At 67.1% G+C, this 16,334-nt stretch carries 16 protein-coding genes; 8 read left to right on the forward strand and 8 right to left on the reverse strand.

The genetic code is table 11. The annotated features are described in order from the left end of the window. Positions 1 to 43 precede the first annotated feature (43 nt). Positions 44 to 631 carry a helix-turn-helix domain-containing protein gene (locus tag ACI7YT_RS13800; RefSeq protein WP_406246139.1) on the reverse strand — a complete coding sequence of 196 codons (588 nt, stop codon included), beginning with the start codon at positions 629 to 631 and terminating at the stop codon, positions 44 to 46. Positions 632 to 725: 94 nt separating this feature from the next. On the opposite strand from ACI7YT_RS13800, the gene ACI7YT_RS13805 reads away from it, so the two are divergent. The 3 genes from ACI7YT_RS13805 to ACI7YT_RS13815 all read left to right on the forward strand — a co-directional run bounded on the left by ACI7YT_RS13805 (position 726) and on the right by ACI7YT_RS13815 (position 3,640). Beyond that, positions 726 to 1,349, forward strand: coding sequence for a class I SAM-dependent methyltransferase (locus ACI7YT_RS13805; RefSeq protein ID WP_406246140.1), 624 nt, complete (start codon positions 726 to 728; stop codon positions 1,347 to 1,349). 105 nt (positions 1,350 to 1,454) lie between these two features. Continuing rightward, positions 1,455 to 3,065 carry an MFS transporter gene (locus tag ACI7YT_RS13810; RefSeq protein WP_406246142.1) on the forward strand — a complete coding sequence of 537 codons (1,611 nt, stop codon included), beginning with the start codon at positions 1,455 to 1,457 and terminating at the stop codon, positions 3,063 to 3,065. 227 nt (positions 3,066 to 3,292) lie between these two features. Further along, positions 3,293 to 3,640: a DUF4440 domain-containing protein gene (locus ACI7YT_RS13815; protein WP_406246143.1), complete on the forward strand. Its 348-nt coding sequence runs from the start codon at positions 3,293 to 3,295 to the stop codon at positions 3,638 to 3,640. A gap of 40 nt (positions 3,641 to 3,680) precedes the next feature. Here ACI7YT_RS13815 and ACI7YT_RS13820 read toward each other — a convergent pair whose 3' ends face one another. The 5 genes from ACI7YT_RS13820 to ACI7YT_RS13840 form a co-directional block, all read right to left on the reverse strand. Continuing rightward, positions 3,681 to 4,883: an MFS transporter gene (locus ACI7YT_RS13820; protein WP_406250584.1), complete on the reverse strand. Its 1,203-nt coding sequence runs from the start codon at positions 4,881 to 4,883 to the stop codon at positions 3,681 to 3,683. After that, on the reverse strand, positions 4,880 to 6,001 hold the full coding sequence (locus tag ACI7YT_RS13825; protein WP_406246145.1) for a MerR family transcriptional regulator: 1,122 nt from the start codon (positions 5,999 to 6,001) through the stop codon (positions 4,880 to 4,882). The genes ACI7YT_RS13820 and ACI7YT_RS13825 overlap by 4 nt, the downstream gene beginning before the upstream one ends. Positions 6,002 to 6,069: 68 nt before the next feature. Continuing rightward, complete coding sequence (locus ACI7YT_RS13830) at positions 6,070 to 6,417, reverse strand: TfoX/Sxy family protein (RefSeq protein WP_406246147.1); 348 nt, start codon at positions 6,415 to 6,417, stop codon at positions 6,070 to 6,072. Between the two features lie 19 nt (positions 6,418 to 6,436). After that, positions 6,437 to 6,823 carry a VOC family protein gene (locus tag ACI7YT_RS13835; protein WP_406246149.1) on the reverse strand — a complete coding sequence of 129 codons (387 nt, stop codon included), beginning with the start codon at positions 6,821 to 6,823 and terminating at the stop codon, positions 6,437 to 6,439. A gap of 80 nt (positions 6,824 to 6,903) precedes the next feature. Further along, a complete protein-coding gene (locus ACI7YT_RS13840; RefSeq protein ID WP_406250585.1) occupies positions 6,904 to 8,760 on the reverse strand; it encodes an FAD-dependent monooxygenase in 1,857 nt (618 codons plus the stop codon). A gap of 154 nt (positions 8,761 to 8,914) precedes the next feature. Between ACI7YT_RS13840 and ACI7YT_RS13845 the strand changes: the two genes are divergently transcribed. Then, entirely contained in the window at positions 8,915 to 9,622 is a 708-nt protein-coding gene (locus tag ACI7YT_RS13845) for an IclR family transcriptional regulator (protein ID WP_406246151.1), read from the forward strand. A gap of 29 nt (positions 9,623 to 9,651) precedes the next feature. Here ACI7YT_RS13845 and ACI7YT_RS13850 read toward each other — a convergent pair whose 3' ends face one another. Both ACI7YT_RS13850 and ACI7YT_RS13855 read right to left on the reverse strand, forming a co-directional pair. Then, positions 9,652 to 9,960: a hypothetical protein gene (locus ACI7YT_RS13850; RefSeq protein ID WP_406246152.1), complete on the reverse strand. Its 309-nt coding sequence runs from the start codon at positions 9,958 to 9,960 to the stop codon at positions 9,652 to 9,654. Positions 9,961 to 10,003: 43 nt separating this feature from the next. Further along, positions 10,004 to 11,377: an MFS transporter gene (locus ACI7YT_RS13855; RefSeq protein ID WP_406246153.1), complete on the reverse strand. Its 1,374-nt coding sequence runs from the start codon at positions 11,375 to 11,377 to the stop codon at positions 10,004 to 10,006. A gap of 128 nt (positions 11,378 to 11,505) precedes the next feature. Here ACI7YT_RS13855 and ACI7YT_RS13860 point away from each other — a divergent pair, with 128 nt between their 5' ends. The 4 genes from ACI7YT_RS13860 to hpaD are packed head-to-tail and all read left to right on the forward strand — an operon-like array spanning position 11,506 to position 16,326. Then, positions 11,506 to 12,951, forward strand: a complete 1,446-nt coding sequence (locus ACI7YT_RS13860) for a fumarylacetoacetate hydrolase family protein (RefSeq protein ID WP_406246155.1) — start codon at positions 11,506 to 11,508, stop codon at positions 12,949 to 12,951. Next, positions 12,948 to 13,625, forward strand: coding sequence for a GntR family transcriptional regulator (locus tag ACI7YT_RS13865; protein WP_406246157.1), 678 nt, complete (start codon positions 12,948 to 12,950; stop codon positions 13,623 to 13,625). Before ACI7YT_RS13860 ends, ACI7YT_RS13865 begins: the two co-directional genes overlap by 4 nt. Positions 13,626 to 13,643: 18 nt before the next feature. After that, entirely contained in the window at positions 13,644 to 15,140 is a 1,497-nt protein-coding gene (gene hpaE / locus ACI7YT_RS13870) for a 5-carboxymethyl-2-hydroxymuconate semialdehyde dehydrogenase (protein ID WP_406246159.1), read from the forward strand. Positions 15,141 to 15,165: 25 nt separating this feature from the next. Then, positions 15,166 to 16,326 carry a 3,4-dihydroxyphenylacetate 2,3-dioxygenase gene (hpaD, locus tag ACI7YT_RS13875; RefSeq protein ID WP_406246160.1) on the forward strand — a complete coding sequence of 387 codons (1,161 nt, stop codon included), beginning with the start codon at positions 15,166 to 15,168 and terminating at the stop codon, positions 16,324 to 16,326. Positions 16,327 to 16,334: the final 8 nt, after the last annotated feature.

The following is a 16,334-nucleotide window of genomic DNA, read 5'->3' on the forward strand; positions in this document are numbered from 1 at the left end:
CGCCCGAGCTCGTCGACACCCCTCCTGCGATGGACGAGCATCGCTACTGGTCGCCGACAGAAACGTGTACATGGGCGCGCTGGCCCTGGCGTCCGACGAGGCTGAGGTATTCGACCGGTCCGGCGCTGGTGGCCCCGAACCAGTGGGGTGTGCGGGTGTCGAACTCGGCCGCCTGGCCGGCTTCCAAGAGCAGGTCTTGATCGCCGAGCACCAGACGGAGAGTGCCGTTCAGCACGTAGGCCCAGTCGAACCCTTCATGGGAGCGAAGGTCTGGAGTCGCACCGTCGCGGCCCGTGGGGAGAACGAACTTGTATGCCTGGACGCCCCCGGGCCGGCGTGTGAGCGGGATGATGATCGACCCATCGGCACATGACATGGGTCGGAGATCAATTCTGGGGTTGGCCGTGCGAGGCGCGTCGACGAGGGAGTCGAGGGTGACGCCGTAGTAGCGAGCCAACGGCAGCAACTGCTCCAGAGTCGGCCGCCGCAGCCCTGCCTCCAGTCGGGACAGGGTGCTTGTGGAGATCCCGGTCTCCTCAGCAAGCGTGGTGAGGGTGATGTCGCGGCGCAGCCGAAGGTGTTTCAGGCGTGGACCCACCGTGTCGAGGGTCTGATCGGAGTGCTCGCTCATGTCTCCAGTTTGCCATTCGGCAAGAAAGATTGCCAGTCGTGCTTGCTTGCGTGATCCTTGTATGGACATCACGGACGAGCGGGAGGACAGCGCAATGAACGAGTTCGACAAGGACTACTGGGAGGACCAATGGGGCGACGCCACCTCCGGCCGCGAACGCCAGCTTCCCGTCAACCCGTATCTGACAGCGGAGGCCGCGCACCTGCCCGTCGGCACGGCGCTGGATGCCGGATGCGGAACCGGGACCGAAGCGCTGTGGCTGGCCGAGCAAGGCTGGGAGGTCACGGCTGCCGATATCTCCTCGACCGCACTGGCGGAGGCGAAATCTCGTGCTGTTACCTCTGGTGTGGGCGAGCGCGTCGACTGGGTGGAGGCCGACCTGTCGCGGTGGCAGCCGGGACGGACGTGGGATTTCGTGGTCACCAACTACGCCCACGCGCAGATCAGGCAGCTCCCGCTCTACCGTCGTATCGCCTCCTGGGTCGCCCCCGGCGGAACGCTCCTGATCGTGGGACACCTCCACAGCCATCATCCCGACGCTCACCACGGGCACGACCATCCCGAAGGAGCGACAGCGACGCTCGAGGGGATCACGAACCTGTTCGACTCTCCGGAATGGCGGATCGACTCCGCCTATGAGCAAGTGCGCACCGTCCACCCCGGCGGTTCCCCGATGCGATTGCGTGACGTGATCGTCCGCATCCACCGACTTACCTGACTCGCCTCCCCCTACCCGCGCCCAGGTCCTTCGACCTCGGCGTTGCTTTGGCCTGCCTGCGATCAGCGCCAGGCAGAACAGCTCCTGAAAGGAAACACGTCCACTATGACCTCCACCACTCACGCCGGTGCAGAACACGCCTCTCCAGTCATCGACGATCCACGACGCAGACGGGCCATCCTATGGGCCGTCTGCATCGCCTTGATGGCCGTCGTCGCCTCAGTCAGCGGCCTCAACGTCGCTCAGCCGCAGCTGGCGACGACCTTCGATGCCTCCCAGGGGCAGGTGCTGTGGATCATCAACACCTACACCCTCACCCTCGCGGCGCTCCTCCTCCCCCTGGGAGCACTGGGCGACCGGCTCGGTCGCAAGCCGGTGCTCATCGTGGGGCTGGCGGTGTTCGGGATCGCGAACATCGCCGCCGCCATGGCCCCGGTCATGGAGGTCATGATCGTCGCGCGCATGCTCAGCGGCATCGGTGCGGCACTGATCATGCCCGTCACTCTGTCGGTGATCACCTCGTCGTTCCCCGACAAGGAGCGATCCAGGGCGATCGGGTTGTGGAGCGCAGTCGCCGGAGGCGGCGGCATCCTGGGGATGTACCTCTCCGCCCTGCTGGTCGATATCGCGTCCTGGCGCTGGCTGTTCGCGCTCCCCATCGTGCTCACGGTCGCGGCACTGATGATCGGTGCTCGCGCAGTTCCCAACTCCCGCGACAAAACTCCCGGCCGGTTCGATGCCCTGGGGGCGCTGACCTCGATCATCGCGACCGTCGGTTTCACCTTCGCCCTGCACGAAGCACCGTCACTCGGTTGGGCCGACCCGATCGTACTTATCCCACTCATCGCAGCAGCACTCGCTACCACCGGATTCATCCTGTGGGAACTGCGCATCCCGCACCCGCTGCTGGACATCCGGCACTTCCGCACCAGAAGCCTCTCCTCGGGCACCACGGTCTTGCTCGTGTGGTTCGGCGTCCTGGGCGGAGTGTCCCTGGTGCTGTATCCGTTCTTCCAGGTCGTCCTCGGATGGAGCGGACTGCTCTCCACACTCGGCATGATGCCCATGGCATTGCTGATGATGCTCGCCTCCGGTCTCGCCCCTCGTCTGACGGCACGCATCGGAGCCAGGGCATCCATGGTCATCGGACTCGCCATCGCCACCGCAGGACTCGCACTCATGGCCGCGTTCGTGTCCGCCGACGGCGGATACCTCAGCGTGCTCCCCGGACTCATCGCGATGGGGCTGGGCGCTGGCCTGGCGATGACGCCCTCCACTGAAGCGATCACCTCATCGCTTCCTCGCGAGCAGCAGGGCGTCGCCTCAGCCCTGAACGACCTCTCCCGAGAGCTCGGAGCAGCCCTGGGCATCGCGTTGCTGGGCGGTGTGCTGGTGGCCGGATACCAGAGCGCGATCGCCGGACGCCTTTCAGGTGTGCCCGAAGAATTCGCGGCGACAGCACGTGAAGGCATCGCCAACGCCACGGCGATCAGCCAGAGCGCCGGGGTTCACGCGCAGCAGATTCTCGCCGCCGCGAACGACGCTTTCATCGCCGGATGGCAGCAAGCAATGTGGGTCGGCGTCGCGGTCATGGCCGTCCTCGTGATCTTCGTGCTCTTCCGCGGCCCCGACTCCTCCACGCCTACAGAGTCGAACGAAGCCGATGACAACGCCCCGAACCGCTCTGATGTCCTCAGCGTTCGACGTGAAGGTTGAGGGTCCTCGCCAGCGAAGGTTCCTCCGCTCACGCCCCCACAACCGGGACGCGCGCACGTTCTTCGAAGCAGAGGGCTTCGCGCCCACTCAACGTGGTTTTCGAGCGACGGCTTCTCTGACTGCCAGCAGCGGGATCGGCTCGCCTGGCCGGACTGCGGCATCCGATTCTGCGGAAGAGATGGTAGAAACCAATCGAATTCGGTGAGTCGTTTTGCCAGGCTGGGGATATGAATCACACGCTCCTCCGCGCGCTTGAAGAATCGCTCCTGACTCCAGCGGTGCGGACCGACCGCGAGCGCTTGCTGACTCTCCTGCACGAAGATTTCACCGAGGTGGGTCGTTCTGGCCGTCGTTGGACGCGAGCTGAGATCGTGAAGTCACTGGCGGACGAGGGAGAACGATCGACCCCGACCACTGACGAGTGGAGCTTCAGTGAGCTCAGTCCGAATCTGACGTTACTGACCTACCGCATATGCGACCCGGGGACCGGCAGCCGGCACACATCCATCTGGGACACCACGGGCGACGCCCCTCGCATGAGATTCCACCAGGGCACCCCGATCGTCAACCGCTGACGCGCGTCAGAAACACCATGCAGGCGTTCTCGGCTGAGCATCACGTGTCCACGGCGGACGTTCGTAACGTCCTGTCGGTCAGCACGACGAGAGACGCGACCAGTGCGATGACTCCCGACATCGCGAGCGTCGGGCCCGCTCCGACGGCGGCGACGGCGAGCCCGATCAATGGGTTCACGATGAGTTGCGGTGCTTGTTGAACCAGGATGAGCAGGCTTTGAAATCTTGAAAGCATCGTGGGCGGCGCGAGCAGAATGTAAGTCGGGAAGACGTGGGCTGTGAAGACGACGACGCCGATGCCGATGAGAGTGGTGCTTGCCACCGCGAGCAGAGAGCTGGCCGATACTGCAAGAAGCCCGAGACCGGCCGCGACGATCATCGGGCCGGCGGCCATCGGGCGCCATGCCTTGGACACGGTGCCGCGCCACGCGAACCATGCGCCGCTCAGCAGGCCGCCTGCAATCCAACCGGCCTCGATCAGGCCGGCTTCCGCCGCCGTCCAGCCCCGTTCGCGGGCGGCCAACGGGATGCCGAGCAGGACTGCAGGGATGACTGCGCCCGCGACGATCGCGACGCACAACAACAGGGCCGATACACCACGGGTGGTGCGGGCGGTGGCGATTCCGCTGACCATGCCCCTGAACGTGACGGCTTCTGCCACCGGCGCCTGCTTCAGGGGCGGATGGACCAGCAGGAGCGCGACCAGCATGATGACGCAACCCAGCACGTCGATCAGTGCGACTCCGCTCAACGCAATCATGCCGATGAGAAGTCCGCCCAATGGTGGTGCGATGGTCCGTGCGAGCTGGCTGGCCATTCCCGCTCGCGCCATGGCAGCGCCGAGCACACTGCTGTCCGCAACGAAGAGCCGGGGAAAGACACCAACCGCAGGGCGATGGAACGCCGCAACTGTACCGATCAGTGCCGCGGTGACCATCAGTAGCACCGGTGGCGTTCCCCACGCCGCCACGGCTGCCGCGAGACCGCCGCTCACGATCATCAGTGCCGACGTGCCGAAGATCATGACACGGCTCGCCCCGAATCTGTCAGCAACCGCTCCGCCGAGAAGTCCGAGAGCGACCGAAGGCGCCACGGTCAGCGTGAGCACCCAGGAAGCGACCTGCGGACCATGACCGGAAGCGATCCAGGTCAGGCCGAAAGCGAGGACGCCGGAGCCGAGTTCAGAGCCGACCGACGTGGCGACCCAGGCATTGAATCCCCTCGGAATCTGCGGCCGGCTCATACAGCTCGGGGCATCATCAGCGCTATGAAGTCCGGCTGCGCTGGCGCACGCCACACCAGCGGCTGGCCGGGTACTGAAACATCGCACGAGAGCTCGTCACCGACTGCAGCCTCAGCGATGCGCAGCACCGCTGAGGCCGACAATTCGAGCGACGAGAATGTGCCGATGCCGTGCCCCGAAACGACACGATCGCCAATTGTGAGGCGGCCCGAGCATTCCCCGCAGGCGAGGAGAACACCCTGAGTGTCGCGCTCGGCGGCGAGCTGCAGCACATCATCTCGCGCGAACAGCACTCTGCCGCGTGCGGGCTCGATTGCGTCGATGATCTGACGCACGTCGGGAAAACGGTCCGGCTCCTGAGCCAACGCAATCTCTTCGCCTCGATCGTCACGAAACCAGGCGCGCGATTCCCGTCGCTGCTCTTCTCGACCAACCGGGAGCTCGACGGTCAGCTCGACTTGTCGCCGCTCCCGCAGCCAGGCGAGCACAGCAGATGTAGTCAGGTGAACTCTCGCAGGAGGTCCGTCGACGCTTGCGGGGAGATTCATCCGCGCGAGCAGGACATAGCGATCTGTCGCGATGATCCCCGCCGAGTCCGATCGTACTTCTATGAGAACACCATCGAGGCCGGATTCCGTGGCGCTGGCCCCCGTGACAGGACCCAACTGCCCCAGTGCGGCCGAGAGCACAGCCGCGTCGAAACGCACCGAAGAGCGATACTGCGGGTTGCGAACATGATGGGCACGCAAGCTCGACTTCACGTCACTCACCAGCGCCTCGATCGATGCCGAACGCGACTCAACTTCGGCGAGCCAATCGTCCAAGACGACCTCCGCCTCGGCGCTGTCGCTCTCGAACACCGACCGGATGCGTTCGAGCCGCAGCCCCGCATCCCTCAGCCGACGAATCCAGATCGCACGCTGCTGCTGGTCAATCCCGTAATAGCGGTATCCCGTCCGTTCTTCCACCGCGGCTGGAGCAATGAGACCACTCTCGCCGTATTGACGCAGAGCACTCGGGCTGAGCCCGACCGCACGCGAAAACATGCTGATCGTCTGCAGCCGTTGTCGCTCGGTCACGCCCAGCCGGCTTTCCGAGGGCTCCTGGAACTGGACCATGGAACAATGATCGACTCTCACCCCGCCTGAAGGTCAAGAATCTGCGTCGACGCAGCAATCGGACCGCACTACCCCGCCACGGCGCGGTTGTGCTCCAGCGCCGCTGCGACCCAGAACGCCAGGCCGTCATCGCCCTCTATGGCGGCAGGGGCGACATCGATCCAGCCAGGCCCCATGTCGCGACCCGCTCCCATCTCGGCCTGTGTGGCGCCCGGATTCGTGAGCAGGTCCTCGTGCCGATCCGCAGCGACCCGCACCAGCAGCGCCCCATCCCGCTGCGCGGCGACGATCATCTTCTCGTTCACCATGATCGATCTGCCGCCGAACATCGACACTTCGCGCACGCTGGGCTCCGCGACGAGCAGGCTGCGGAGGCGTCCGACCAACGCAGCCTGCTCCGCCGTCTCGGCACTCACGACGCTCGTCCGCCCCGGGTCAGCTCTGAGCCGCGGCCGAGTAGTCGGGCAGTTCCTGCAGCGTCCACGTGTTGCCGTCCGGGTCGTCGAAGGTGACGAACCTCCCCCACGCCTGCTCGTCGACACCGCTCGCCTCGACACCCGCATCGCGCAGCTGCGCCAGCGCGGCATCCGCATCCGGGACGACGACCTGGATCGAGTTCTGCTGCCCCGGCTCCATGCTGTCGCCGAGACCGGTGCCGAAGGCGATCGAGCAGGCGGAACCCGGCGGGGTCATCTGGACGAAACGGAGTTCCTCGTTCACTCTCTGATCGTGGTCGGCGTTGAAGCCGATCTTGACGTAGAAGTCCTTCGCGCGGTCGACGTCTGTCACCGGCACGAAGATCAGCTCGATCTTCCAATCCATAGCGCACACCTCCACGGCGAGACCGTCCCGCCCGACTCCAAGCTAGGCCCGGCCTCCGACATCCACCAGCCCGATGTGGCTCACGATGCCGGCAGGAACACACCGCTCAAGAAGGCGTCCAATTCCCCCACGCCGTCCAGCGGCAGGATCGCCGCGACGTACTGATCCGGCCGCACCAGCACGACGACACCGTCGCGCGACAGATCGCGCGCCTCGAAGACATCCGTCGCCGTCCATTTCGACGGCCCCGCCGCGTAGACCTTCTCCCAGTCGGTCAGCCCGAGCGGCCCGGTCTTCGGCTGGAACAGCGCAGGCACCGACGGGAAATCCACCTCCTCGAACGGCTGCTGATACACGGCCTTGACGTCGAAGAGGGCGTCGACATCGGCATCCGACGGGGTGAAGCGGGCGAACACCTCCGACGCCATTGCGGCCCACGAAACCAGCGCGGAGGCATCCCGACCCCCGAAGGCGTACACCCGCCAGCGTCCATCCGCCCTGGCGTGGTGGCCGAGGTGCACGACGTTGCCGTCGCAGACCCGCACGACCTCGGCGGATCTGAACCGCTTGCCGAGCGGGAACCCGGCCGCGAGTGCCTGGTGCGCATCCGAACCCACGAGAATCGACGGACTGTACTGCGTCATGAACCCGGACGGGAACTCCGCGGTCGCGAGGTAATAGGTGGCGAGGTCATTCGGATCCGAGATCTCCTCGGGCTTGCGCGCCATCAGCGAGGACCACTCACGATCGAAATCGATCAGCTGCTGCGCGACCGGCCGCCGCTCCGCGCCGTACGTCGCCAGCAGCGACTCCGGCGAGCGCCCCGTGATCACGGCACCGAGCTTCCAGCCCAGGTTGAAGCCGTCCTGCATCGACACGTTCATGCCCTGACCGGCCTTGGCGCTGTGCGTGTGGCACGCGTCACCCGTGAGGAAGACGCGCGGCGTGCGTCCCGACCCGTCGATCACGTCGTCGAAGCCGTCGGTCACGCGGTGTCCGACCTCGTACACGCTGTGCCAGGCGACCTCTTTCACGTCGATCGAATACGGATGCAGGATCGCATTGGCCTTCTCGATGATCGCCTCGATCGGCGTCTGACGCACGCGATGCTCGTCGTTCTCCGGAACCTCGCCGAGATCGATGTACATCCGGCTGAGGTACCCGCCCTCGCGCGGGATGTGCAGGATGTTCCCCGCCTCGGCGTTGATCGCGCACTTCGTGCGCCAATCGGGGAAGTCCGTGTTCACGAGCACGTCCATCACGCCCCACGCGTGCGCCGAGATCCCGCCGACGTGCGTGCGCCCGATCGCCTCGCGCACGCCGCTGCGTGCGCCGTCGCAGCCCACCACGAACTTCGCCCGCACGGTGCGCTCGCCGAAGGCTCCTCGCACCCTGACCTCGACAGGGAACTCGCCCTCCTCGTGCACGGTCAGCCCCAGGAACTCGACACCGTAGTCCGGCACGATCCGCGCCGGTCCGTGCGCCGCCGCCTCGGCGAAGTAATCCAGCACGCGCGCCTGGTTCACGATCAGGTGCGGGAACTCGCAGATGTCGTATGCGTAGTCGGCTGTCCGCGTGGTCCGTCGGATGTTCGCAGGGGTCTCGGGGTCCGGCCCCCAGAAGTTCATCCACCCGATGTTGTACGCCTCGGCGATGATCCGCTCCGCGAATCCGAACGCCTGGAACGTCTCGACGCTGCGCGGTTGGATGCCGTCCGCCTGACCGAGTTCGAGCCGTCCTGTGCGCTTCTCGATGATGCGCGTCGTGACCCCTGGGAACTGCGACATCTGCGCGGCCAGCAGCATCCCCGCGGGTCCTGATCCGACGATGAGCACGTCGACCTCGTCGGGGAGATCGCTCGGCCGCTCGAGGCCCGAGCCGGATGCCGGCAGCACCCGCGGATCCTGCGAGACGTAGCCGTGGTGATGGAACTGCATCGTGTCCTCCTCGGACGACGGTGTCGAGGTGTGCCCGGTACCTTGCGGAACGAGGCCGGCGTGTTCTATATTCGAACGCACCGTTCTACTATTGAACAGATCGTATACGAAGCGGATGCCGGCGTACAAGCCTGCCCCGAACGACAGGACCACCATGGCCAGCACTCCGACGCAGGCGCCCGCCTCGCAGACGCTCAGCCGCGGCATCCGCATCCTCGAAGTGCTTGCGGACGCCCGCGAACCGCTCACGATCGACGACATCGCCGCACGCCTGGGAGTGCACCGCTCGGTCGCGTACCGACTGCTGCGCACGCTCGAGGAGCACGGACTCGTCACCCGGGACTCCGGCGGTCGCGTGCAGCTCGGCGCGGGGCTGGCAGCGCTGGCCGCCGGCGTCGCCCACGACCTGCAGGCCGAGGCACTCCCCGAGCTCACCGCCGTGGCGAACGAGCTCGGGGCGACATGCTTTCTCGCCGTGCTCGACCACGATGAGTGCGTGACGCTGGTCAGCGTCGAGCCGCGCCACACGGTCAATCCGGTCGCGCAACGCCCCGGCACACGGCATCCCGTCACACGTGGCGCACCGGGGAAGGCGATTCTCGCGCAACTGGGCGATGCAGCGAGGACTCTGCTGCCCGCTGAACTCGTCGACGAGACGGCAGCCGTCGCCGCGCGCGGCTACGCCACCAGCCATGATGAGGTGATCCCGACGCTGCGCTCGGTCGCCGTCCCGCTGACCGTCCGCGGGCGAGGGCCGGCCGCGATCGCCGTCGTGTTCGTCGCCAGCAGTCACGACGACGACGCCATCGCCGCCCGGCTGACGCATTCGGCCGACGCCGTACGCGAAGCGCTCGGCGGCTGACCCGGCATCCGACCCGCGGGTCGGCGAGGTCAGCTCGCCGGTGAGTACTCCGTGACCAACCGGATGTCGTAAGACGCGACCCGCTGCGGAACGCCATCGAACGCCGCGGCCCGCGCGTCCGAAGCCATGTAATCGGCCTCGCGCGCCAGGAACGCCTCTGCGTCGCCCTCGGCGCTGACCGCCCAGACGAACTCGTTCGTCTCGCGAAGGCCGTACGCGAACTCGATCGTGAATCCGGCCGCGGGGCGCACCTGCGGCATCCATTGCTCCCACCAGTCGACGAACGCGTCGTATTCTCCGTCGACGAGCACGTAACGGCGCAGCTGAGTGGTCTTCATGCGTTCATCCTGGCAGACGGCCGCGCGGCGCGCGGCTCCCGCCTCACGCCTTCGCGACCCCGTAGATCGGGCTGACTGCCTGCTCGGCCTCGTGGTCAGGGCCGAGCGGGATGCCGCTGCGATCGCGCAGCAGCAAGGTCGCGACGAGTCCGATCAGCGTCATCCCTGCGAGGTACCACGTGACCGCGTCGGTCGAGCCGGTGGCGGCCACGAGCGCCGTCGCGATGGTCGGTGCGAAAGCGCCGCCCGCGATCGCACCGATGGCGTACGAGATCGATACGCCCGAGAACCGGATGCTGGCGGGGAACAGCTCCGTGTACAGCGCCGCCTGCGGGCCGTAGGTGAACCCGAGCCCGATCGTGAGAACGGCGAGCGCTGTGAACAGCAGCCAGATGTTCCCCGTGTTCACCAGCGGGAAGAGCAGGATCACGCCGCCGAGCTGGAGGATCCAGCCGATGATGTAGGTGCTGCGGCGACCGATGCGATCCGAGACCCAACCCGCGAGCAGTGTGGTGAGCAGCCACGTCACGGCCGAACCGGTGACCGCCCAGAGCACGAGTCCGCGGTCGAGGCCGAGCGGACCATCGGGGTTCGTCGAGTAGTTCTGGATGTAGCCGCCGGTGGTCATGTACCCGACCGCGTTGTTGCCGGCGAACACGAGCGCGGCGATGATCACGAGCAGCAGGTGCTTGCGGAACAGTTGCACGATCGGCATCTGGGCCTTCTCCTTGCGCTCGGCGAGCTCCGTGAAAACGGGGCTCTCCTCGACGCGCCGACGGACGTAGTAGCCGACGAGGATCAGGACGACGCTGAGCAGGAACGGGATGCGCCAGCCCCATGCGAGGAACTGGTCGCCGGGGGCGACTGCGGTCATGATCGCCATCACACCGGACGCCAGCAGCAGGCCGAGCGGAACACCGATCTGCGGCGAGGCGCCGAAGATCCCGCGCCGCGTCCTCGGTGCGTGCTCGACAGCCATCAGCACGGCGCCACCCCATTCGCCGCCGGCTGACAGCCCCTGCAGGATGCGCAGCAGCACCAGCAGGATCGGAGCCGCCACCCCGATCGCCTCAGCCGTGGGCAGCACACCGATCAACGCGGTCGCCGCCCCCATCAGGATGAGCGTCCACATGAGCACGGTCTTGCGCCCGTACTTGTCGCCGAAGTGTCCGGCGAGGAAGGCGCCGAGCGGCCGGAACAGGAAACTGATCCCGACGGTCGCGAACCCCAGGAGCAGGCTGTTCGCCCCGAGCGCGGAGAAGAACAGTTCGTTGAAGACGAGCGCCACGGCGGTCGAATAGATGAAGAAGTCGTACCACTCGACGGTGGTGCCGACCACGGTCGCGAACACGACCCGTCGCCGGTCGGCGGAGGTCGCGATGGTGCCGGTCGGCGTGAAGCCGGGGTGATCAGTCATTGATGCTCCTTGGTCGACGTCGTCGTCTGAAGGTCGGGTGGATGATTGCTTGCCACCCGGCACGGCGATGATATACGATTTCGAATATGTCGCACAAGAGCGGCCGCAACGACGCAAGGAGGCGCCCCGTGACGGACCAGATCGCCCGCCCCGGCAAGATCATCGCGATCCACCTCAGCTATGCGTCCCGCGCCGAACAGCGCGGACGTCGCCCCGCTCACCCCTCGTACTTCTTCAAGCCGGCGAGCTCCGTCGCGGCATCCGGCGGCACGGTCGAGCGACCGGCCGGCACGGAGCTGCTCGCCTTCGAGGGCGAGATCGCCCTGATCATCGGCGAGCCGGCCCGACGGGTGAGCCTTGCGGATGCCTGGGCTCACGTCGCGTGGATCACCGCTGCCAACGATCTCGGACTCTACGACCTGCGCGCGAACGACAAGGGATCGAACGTGCGCTCGAAGGGCGGCGACGGCTACACGCCACTGGGCCCGCAGTTCATCGACGCCCGCACGGTCGACCCGTCCGCGCTGCGTGTGCGCGCCTGGGTCAACGGCGAGCTCCGACAGGACGACACGACGGCCGGGCTCCTCTTCCCGCTCCCCCAGCTGGTCGCGGATCTCTCGCAGCACTTCACGCTCGAGACCGGCGACGTCATCCTCACCGGCACGCCGGCCGGCTCGAGCGTCATCGTCCCCGGCGACGTCGTCGAGATCGAGGTGGATGCTGCTGGTGCCACGTCCGGCCGGCTCATCACGACCGTCGTACAGGGCGAGGTGCCGTTCGATCCCGCGCTCGGCTCGCTTCCGGCCGTCGACGATCTGCAGCGTGCTGAGGCGTGGGGCTCACGCGAGGCGGCAGGCCTCCCCGACGCCGCACCCGGCCTGCCCGCTGCGCTCCGCGCCAAGCTCGAAGCCGCCCCCACCGCCGGGCTCTCATCGCAGTTGCGCAAGCGCGGCATCACGGCCTGCTTCATCGACGGCGTCACTGCGAACATCGCCGGCACCAGGATCGTCGGCACGGCGAAGACACTGCGGTTCGTGCCGTTCCGCGAGGACCTGTTCGCCTCTCACGGCGGCGGCTACAACGCGCAGAAGCGCGCGTTCGACGCCGTGGGCGAAGGCGAGGTCATCGTGATCGAGGCCCGCGGAGACGACAGCACCGGAACGCTCGGCGACATCCTTGCCCTGCGCGCCCAGACGCGGGGTGCCGCCGGCGTCGTCACCGATGGGGGTGTCCGCGACTTCGACGCGGTCGCTTCGACCGGCTTCCCGGTGTTCTCGCGCGGCGCGCACCCGTCGGTCCTCGGACGCCGGCACGTCCCATGGGACGTCGACGTCACGATCGCGTGCGGCGGCGCCACTGTCCAGCCCGGAGACATCATCGTCGGCGACGGCGACGGCGTGATCGTCATCCCGCCCGCCATCGCCGAGGAGGTCGCCGATGCCGCCCTCGCGCAGGAGGACGAGGACGCCTGGATCGCCGAACAGGTGGCAGCCGGACACCCGGTCGACGGGCTGTTCCCGATGAACGCCGCGTGGCGGTCCCGCTACGAGGCCAGGACGAAGGATCGCTCGTGACCCAGACGCTCAGCAAGTCGCAGCGCGCGTACCACTGGATCAAGGAGCGCATCGCGACGCAGACCTACACCCCCGGTTACCGGCTCGTCCTCGGTTCGATCGCCGGCGAACTCGACATGAGCGTCGTCCCGGTCCGCGAGGCGATCCGCCAGCTCGAGGCCGAGGGCCTCGTGGAGTTCGAGCACAACGTGGGCGCTCGCGTCGCCATGGTCGACGATGCCCAGTACCGACACAGCATGGAGGCGCTCAGCATCCTGGAGGGCACCGCGACCGCGATGGCGGCCCGTGCGCTCACGCCGGACGATCTGCGCGCGGCCCGCGCCATCAACGACGAGATGGTCCGCACGCTCGACCACTTCAACCCGTCCGCGTTCACGGGCCTCAACCAGCGCTTCCACGCGACGCTCATCGCTCCATGCCCGAACCCTCGACTGCACGACCTCGTGACGGCCGAGTGGGCACGGCTGAGCCGCCTGCGCGACTCGACTTTCAGCTTCGTCCCCGGGCGGGCCCACGAGTCCGTGCGCGAGCACGAGCAGATCGTCGCCCTCATCGAGAGCGGAGCGCCGCTCAACGAGATCGAGCACGCCGCGCGCCGACACCACGCCGCGACCCTCGACGCCTACCTCGACCACGAGCATCCCGACGAAGCCGTCGGCATGCACATCCTCTGAACGGAACCAGGAGAAGACATGACCGGCTCCCGCATCCCCGCCGACCTGCCCGACCACATCCAGCACTACATCGACGGCGCCTTCGTCGACTCGGCCGACGGCGACACGTTCGACGTGCTCGACCCCGTGACCAACGAGACGTACACCACGGCGTCCGCCGGCAAGAAGGCCGACATCGACCTGGCCGTCGCCGCCGCCAAGCGCGCGTTCGACGATGGCCCGTGGCCACGGATGCTGCCGCGCGAGCGCAGCCGTGTGCTGCACCGCATCGCCGACATCGTGGAATCCCGCGATCAGCGCCTCGCCGAGCTCGAGTCGTACGACTCCGGACTGCCCATCACGCAGGCGCTCGGACAGGCGCGACGTGCGGCGGAGAACTTCCGCTTCTTCGCCGACCTCATCGTCGCTCAGGCCGACGACACGTTCAAGGTCCCCGGTCGCCAGATCAACTACGTCAACCGCAAGCCCATCGGCGTCGCCGGCCTCATCACCCCGTGGAACACGCCGTTCATGCTCGAGTCGTGGAAGCTCGGCCCCGCGCTCGCAACAGGCAACACCGTGGTGCTCAAGCCCGCCGAGTTCACGCCGCTGTCGGCATCGCTGTGGGCCGGCATCTTCGAGGAGGCCGGACTCCCCCAGGGCGTCTTCAACCTCGTGAACGGTCTCGGCGAGGATGCCGGAGATGCACTCGTGAAGCATCCTGACGTCCCGCTGATCTCCTTCACCGGCGAGAGCCGCACCGGGCAGATCATCTTCGCCAACGCGGCGCCGTTCCTGAAGGGCCTCTCGATGGAACTGGGCGGCAAGTCGCCTGCGGTCGTCTTCGCGGATGCGGATCTGGATGCCGCGATCGACGCCACCATCTTCGGGGTGTTCTCGCTCAACGGCGAGCGCTGCACGGCGGGGTCCCGCATCCTCGTGGAGCGCAGCGTCTATGACGAGTTCGTCGAGCGCTACGCGGCCCAGGCGAAGCGCGTGAAGGTCGGCTATCCGCATGACCCCGCGACCGAGGTCGGCGCCCTGGTGCATCCGGAGCACTACGACAAGGTCATGTCGTACGTCGAGATCGGCAAGTCCGAGGGTCGCCTGGTCGCCGGCGGCGGCCGGCCTGAGGGGTTCGATGCGGGCAACTTCGTCGCTCCCACCGTCTTCGCCGACGTCTCCCCCGACGCCCGCATCTTCCAGGAGGAGATCTTCGGGCCGGTCGTGGCGATCACCCCGTTCGACACGGAGGAAGAGGCCCTGGCCCTCGCGAACGGTGTGAAGTACGGCCTGGCCGCCTACATCTGGACCAACGATCTGAAGCGCGCACACAACTTCGCCGGTGCCGTCGAGGCCGGCATGGTGTGGCTGAACAGCAACAACGTGCGGGACCTGCGCACCCCGTTCGGCGGCGTGAAGGCCTCCGGCCTCGGCCACGAGGGCGGTTACCGCTCGATCGACTTCTACACCGATCAGCAGGCCGTGCACATCACGCTCGGCGCGGTGCACAACCCCACCTTCGGCAAGCACTGACCCTTCGACCAGCAAGGACGCTGACATGACGAACCGACAGGACATGACGCTGACCTCGTCCGGCTTCTACGTGAGCCAGGAGGCTCCGATCGAGGCACGGAACCCGACGCCGACCCCGGCATCCACTCCCCCGGACGTGCTGCGCTGCGCCTACATGGAACTCGTCGTCACGGACCTGGCGGCATCCCGTCAGTTCTACGTGGATGTGCTCGGCCTGTATGTGACCGAGGAGGACGACGAGGCGATCTTCCTGCGCTCGACCGAGGAGTTCATCCATCACAACCTCGTGCTGCGCAAGGGCCCGATCGCCGCCGTCGCCGCGTTCTCGTATCGCGTGCGCGCCGCAGAGGACCTCGACCGCGCGGTCGCCTTCTACACCGAGCTCGGCTGCGATGTCCGCCGCAACCCGGACGGCTTCGTCAAGGGCATCGGCGACTCGGTGCGGGTGGTGGACCCGCTCGGCTTCCCGTATGAGTTCTTCCACCAGACCGACCATGTCGAGCGGATGTCGTGGCGCTACGACCTGCACATTCCCGGCGAGCTCGTGCGCCTGGATCACTTCAACCAGGTCACCCCCGACGTCCCCCGCGCCGTGAAGTTCATGCAGGACCTCGGCTTCCGCGTCACCGAGGACATCCAGGACGAGGAGGGCACCGTCTACGCCGCGTGGATGCGTCGCAAGCCCACCGTGCACGACACCGCGATGACCGGCGGTGACGGTCCGCGCATGCACCACGTGTGCTTCGCGACGCACGAGAAGCACAACATCCTCGCGATCTGCGACAAGCTCGGCGCGCTGCGCCGCTCGGACGCGATCGAGCGCGGTCCCGGCCGTCACGGCGTCTCCAACGCATTCTATCTGTACCTGCGCGACCCGGACGGGCACCGTGTCGAGGTCTACACGCAGGACTACTACACCGGAGACCCGGACAACCCCGTCATCACGTGGGACGTCCACGACAACCAGCGCAGGGACTGGTGGGGAAACCCCGTCGTGCCGTCCTGGTACACGGATGCGTCGCTCGTGCTCGACCTCGACGGCAACCCGCAGCCCGTCGTCGCCCGCACCGACGACAGCGAGATGGCCGTGACGATCGGCGCGGACGGGTTCAGTTACACCCGCCCTGAGGACGAAGCGATGCCGGAATGGAAGCAGGGCGAGTACAAGCTGGGCCACCAGCTGTGAGGGCCGAC

The organism is Microbacterium sp. M, assembly GCF_045181065.1.
GTDB lineage: Bacteria > Actinomycetota > Actinomycetes > Actinomycetales > Microbacteriaceae > Microbacterium.

Bases quoted from the DNA above. Each gene is read 5' to 3' on its own strand.
- ACI7YT_RS13800 (WP_406246139.1), bottom strand. From the start codon at position 631: ATGAGCGAGCACTCCGATCAGACCCTCGACACGGTGGGTCCACGCCTG.
- ACI7YT_RS13805 (WP_406246140.1), top strand. From the start codon at position 726: ATGAACGAGTTCGACAAGGACTACTGGGAGGACCAATGGGGCGACGCC.
- ACI7YT_RS13810 (WP_406246142.1), top strand. From the start codon at position 1,455: ATGACCTCCACCACTCACGCCGGTGCAGAACACGCCTCTCCAGTCATC.
- ACI7YT_RS13815 (WP_406246143.1), top strand. From the start codon at position 3,293: ATGAATCACACGCTCCTCCGCGCGCTTGAAGAATCGCTCCTGACTCCA.
- ACI7YT_RS13820 (WP_406250584.1), bottom strand. From the start codon at position 4,883: ATGAGCCGGCCGCAGATTCCGAGGGGATTCAATGCCTGGGTCGCCACG.
- ACI7YT_RS13825 (WP_406246145.1), bottom strand. From the start codon at position 6,001: ATGGTCCAGTTCCAGGAGCCCTCGGAAAGCCGGCTGGGCGTGACCGAG.
- ACI7YT_RS13835 (WP_406246149.1), bottom strand. From the start codon at position 6,823: ATGGATTGGAAGATCGAGCTGATCTTCGTGCCGGTGACAGACGTCGAC.
- ACI7YT_RS13840 (WP_406250585.1), bottom strand. From the start codon at position 8,760: ATGCAGTTCCATCACCACGGCTACGTCTCGCAGGATCCGCGGGTGCTG.
- ACI7YT_RS13845 (WP_406246151.1), top strand. From the start codon at position 8,915: ATGGCCAGCACTCCGACGCAGGCGCCCGCCTCGCAGACGCTCAGCCGC.
- ACI7YT_RS13850 (WP_406246152.1), bottom strand. From the start codon at position 9,960: ATGAAGACCACTCAGCTGCGCCGTTACGTGCTCGTCGACGGAGAATAC.
- ACI7YT_RS13855 (WP_406246153.1), bottom strand. From the start codon at position 11,377: ATGACTGATCACCCCGGCTTCACGCCGACCGGCACCATCGCGACCTCC.
- hpaE (WP_406246159.1), top strand. From the start codon at position 13,644: ATGACCGGCTCCCGCATCCCCGCCGACCTGCCCGACCACATCCAGCAC.
- hpaD (WP_406246160.1), top strand. From the start codon at position 15,166: ATGACGAACCGACAGGACATGACGCTGACCTCGTCCGGCTTCTACGTG.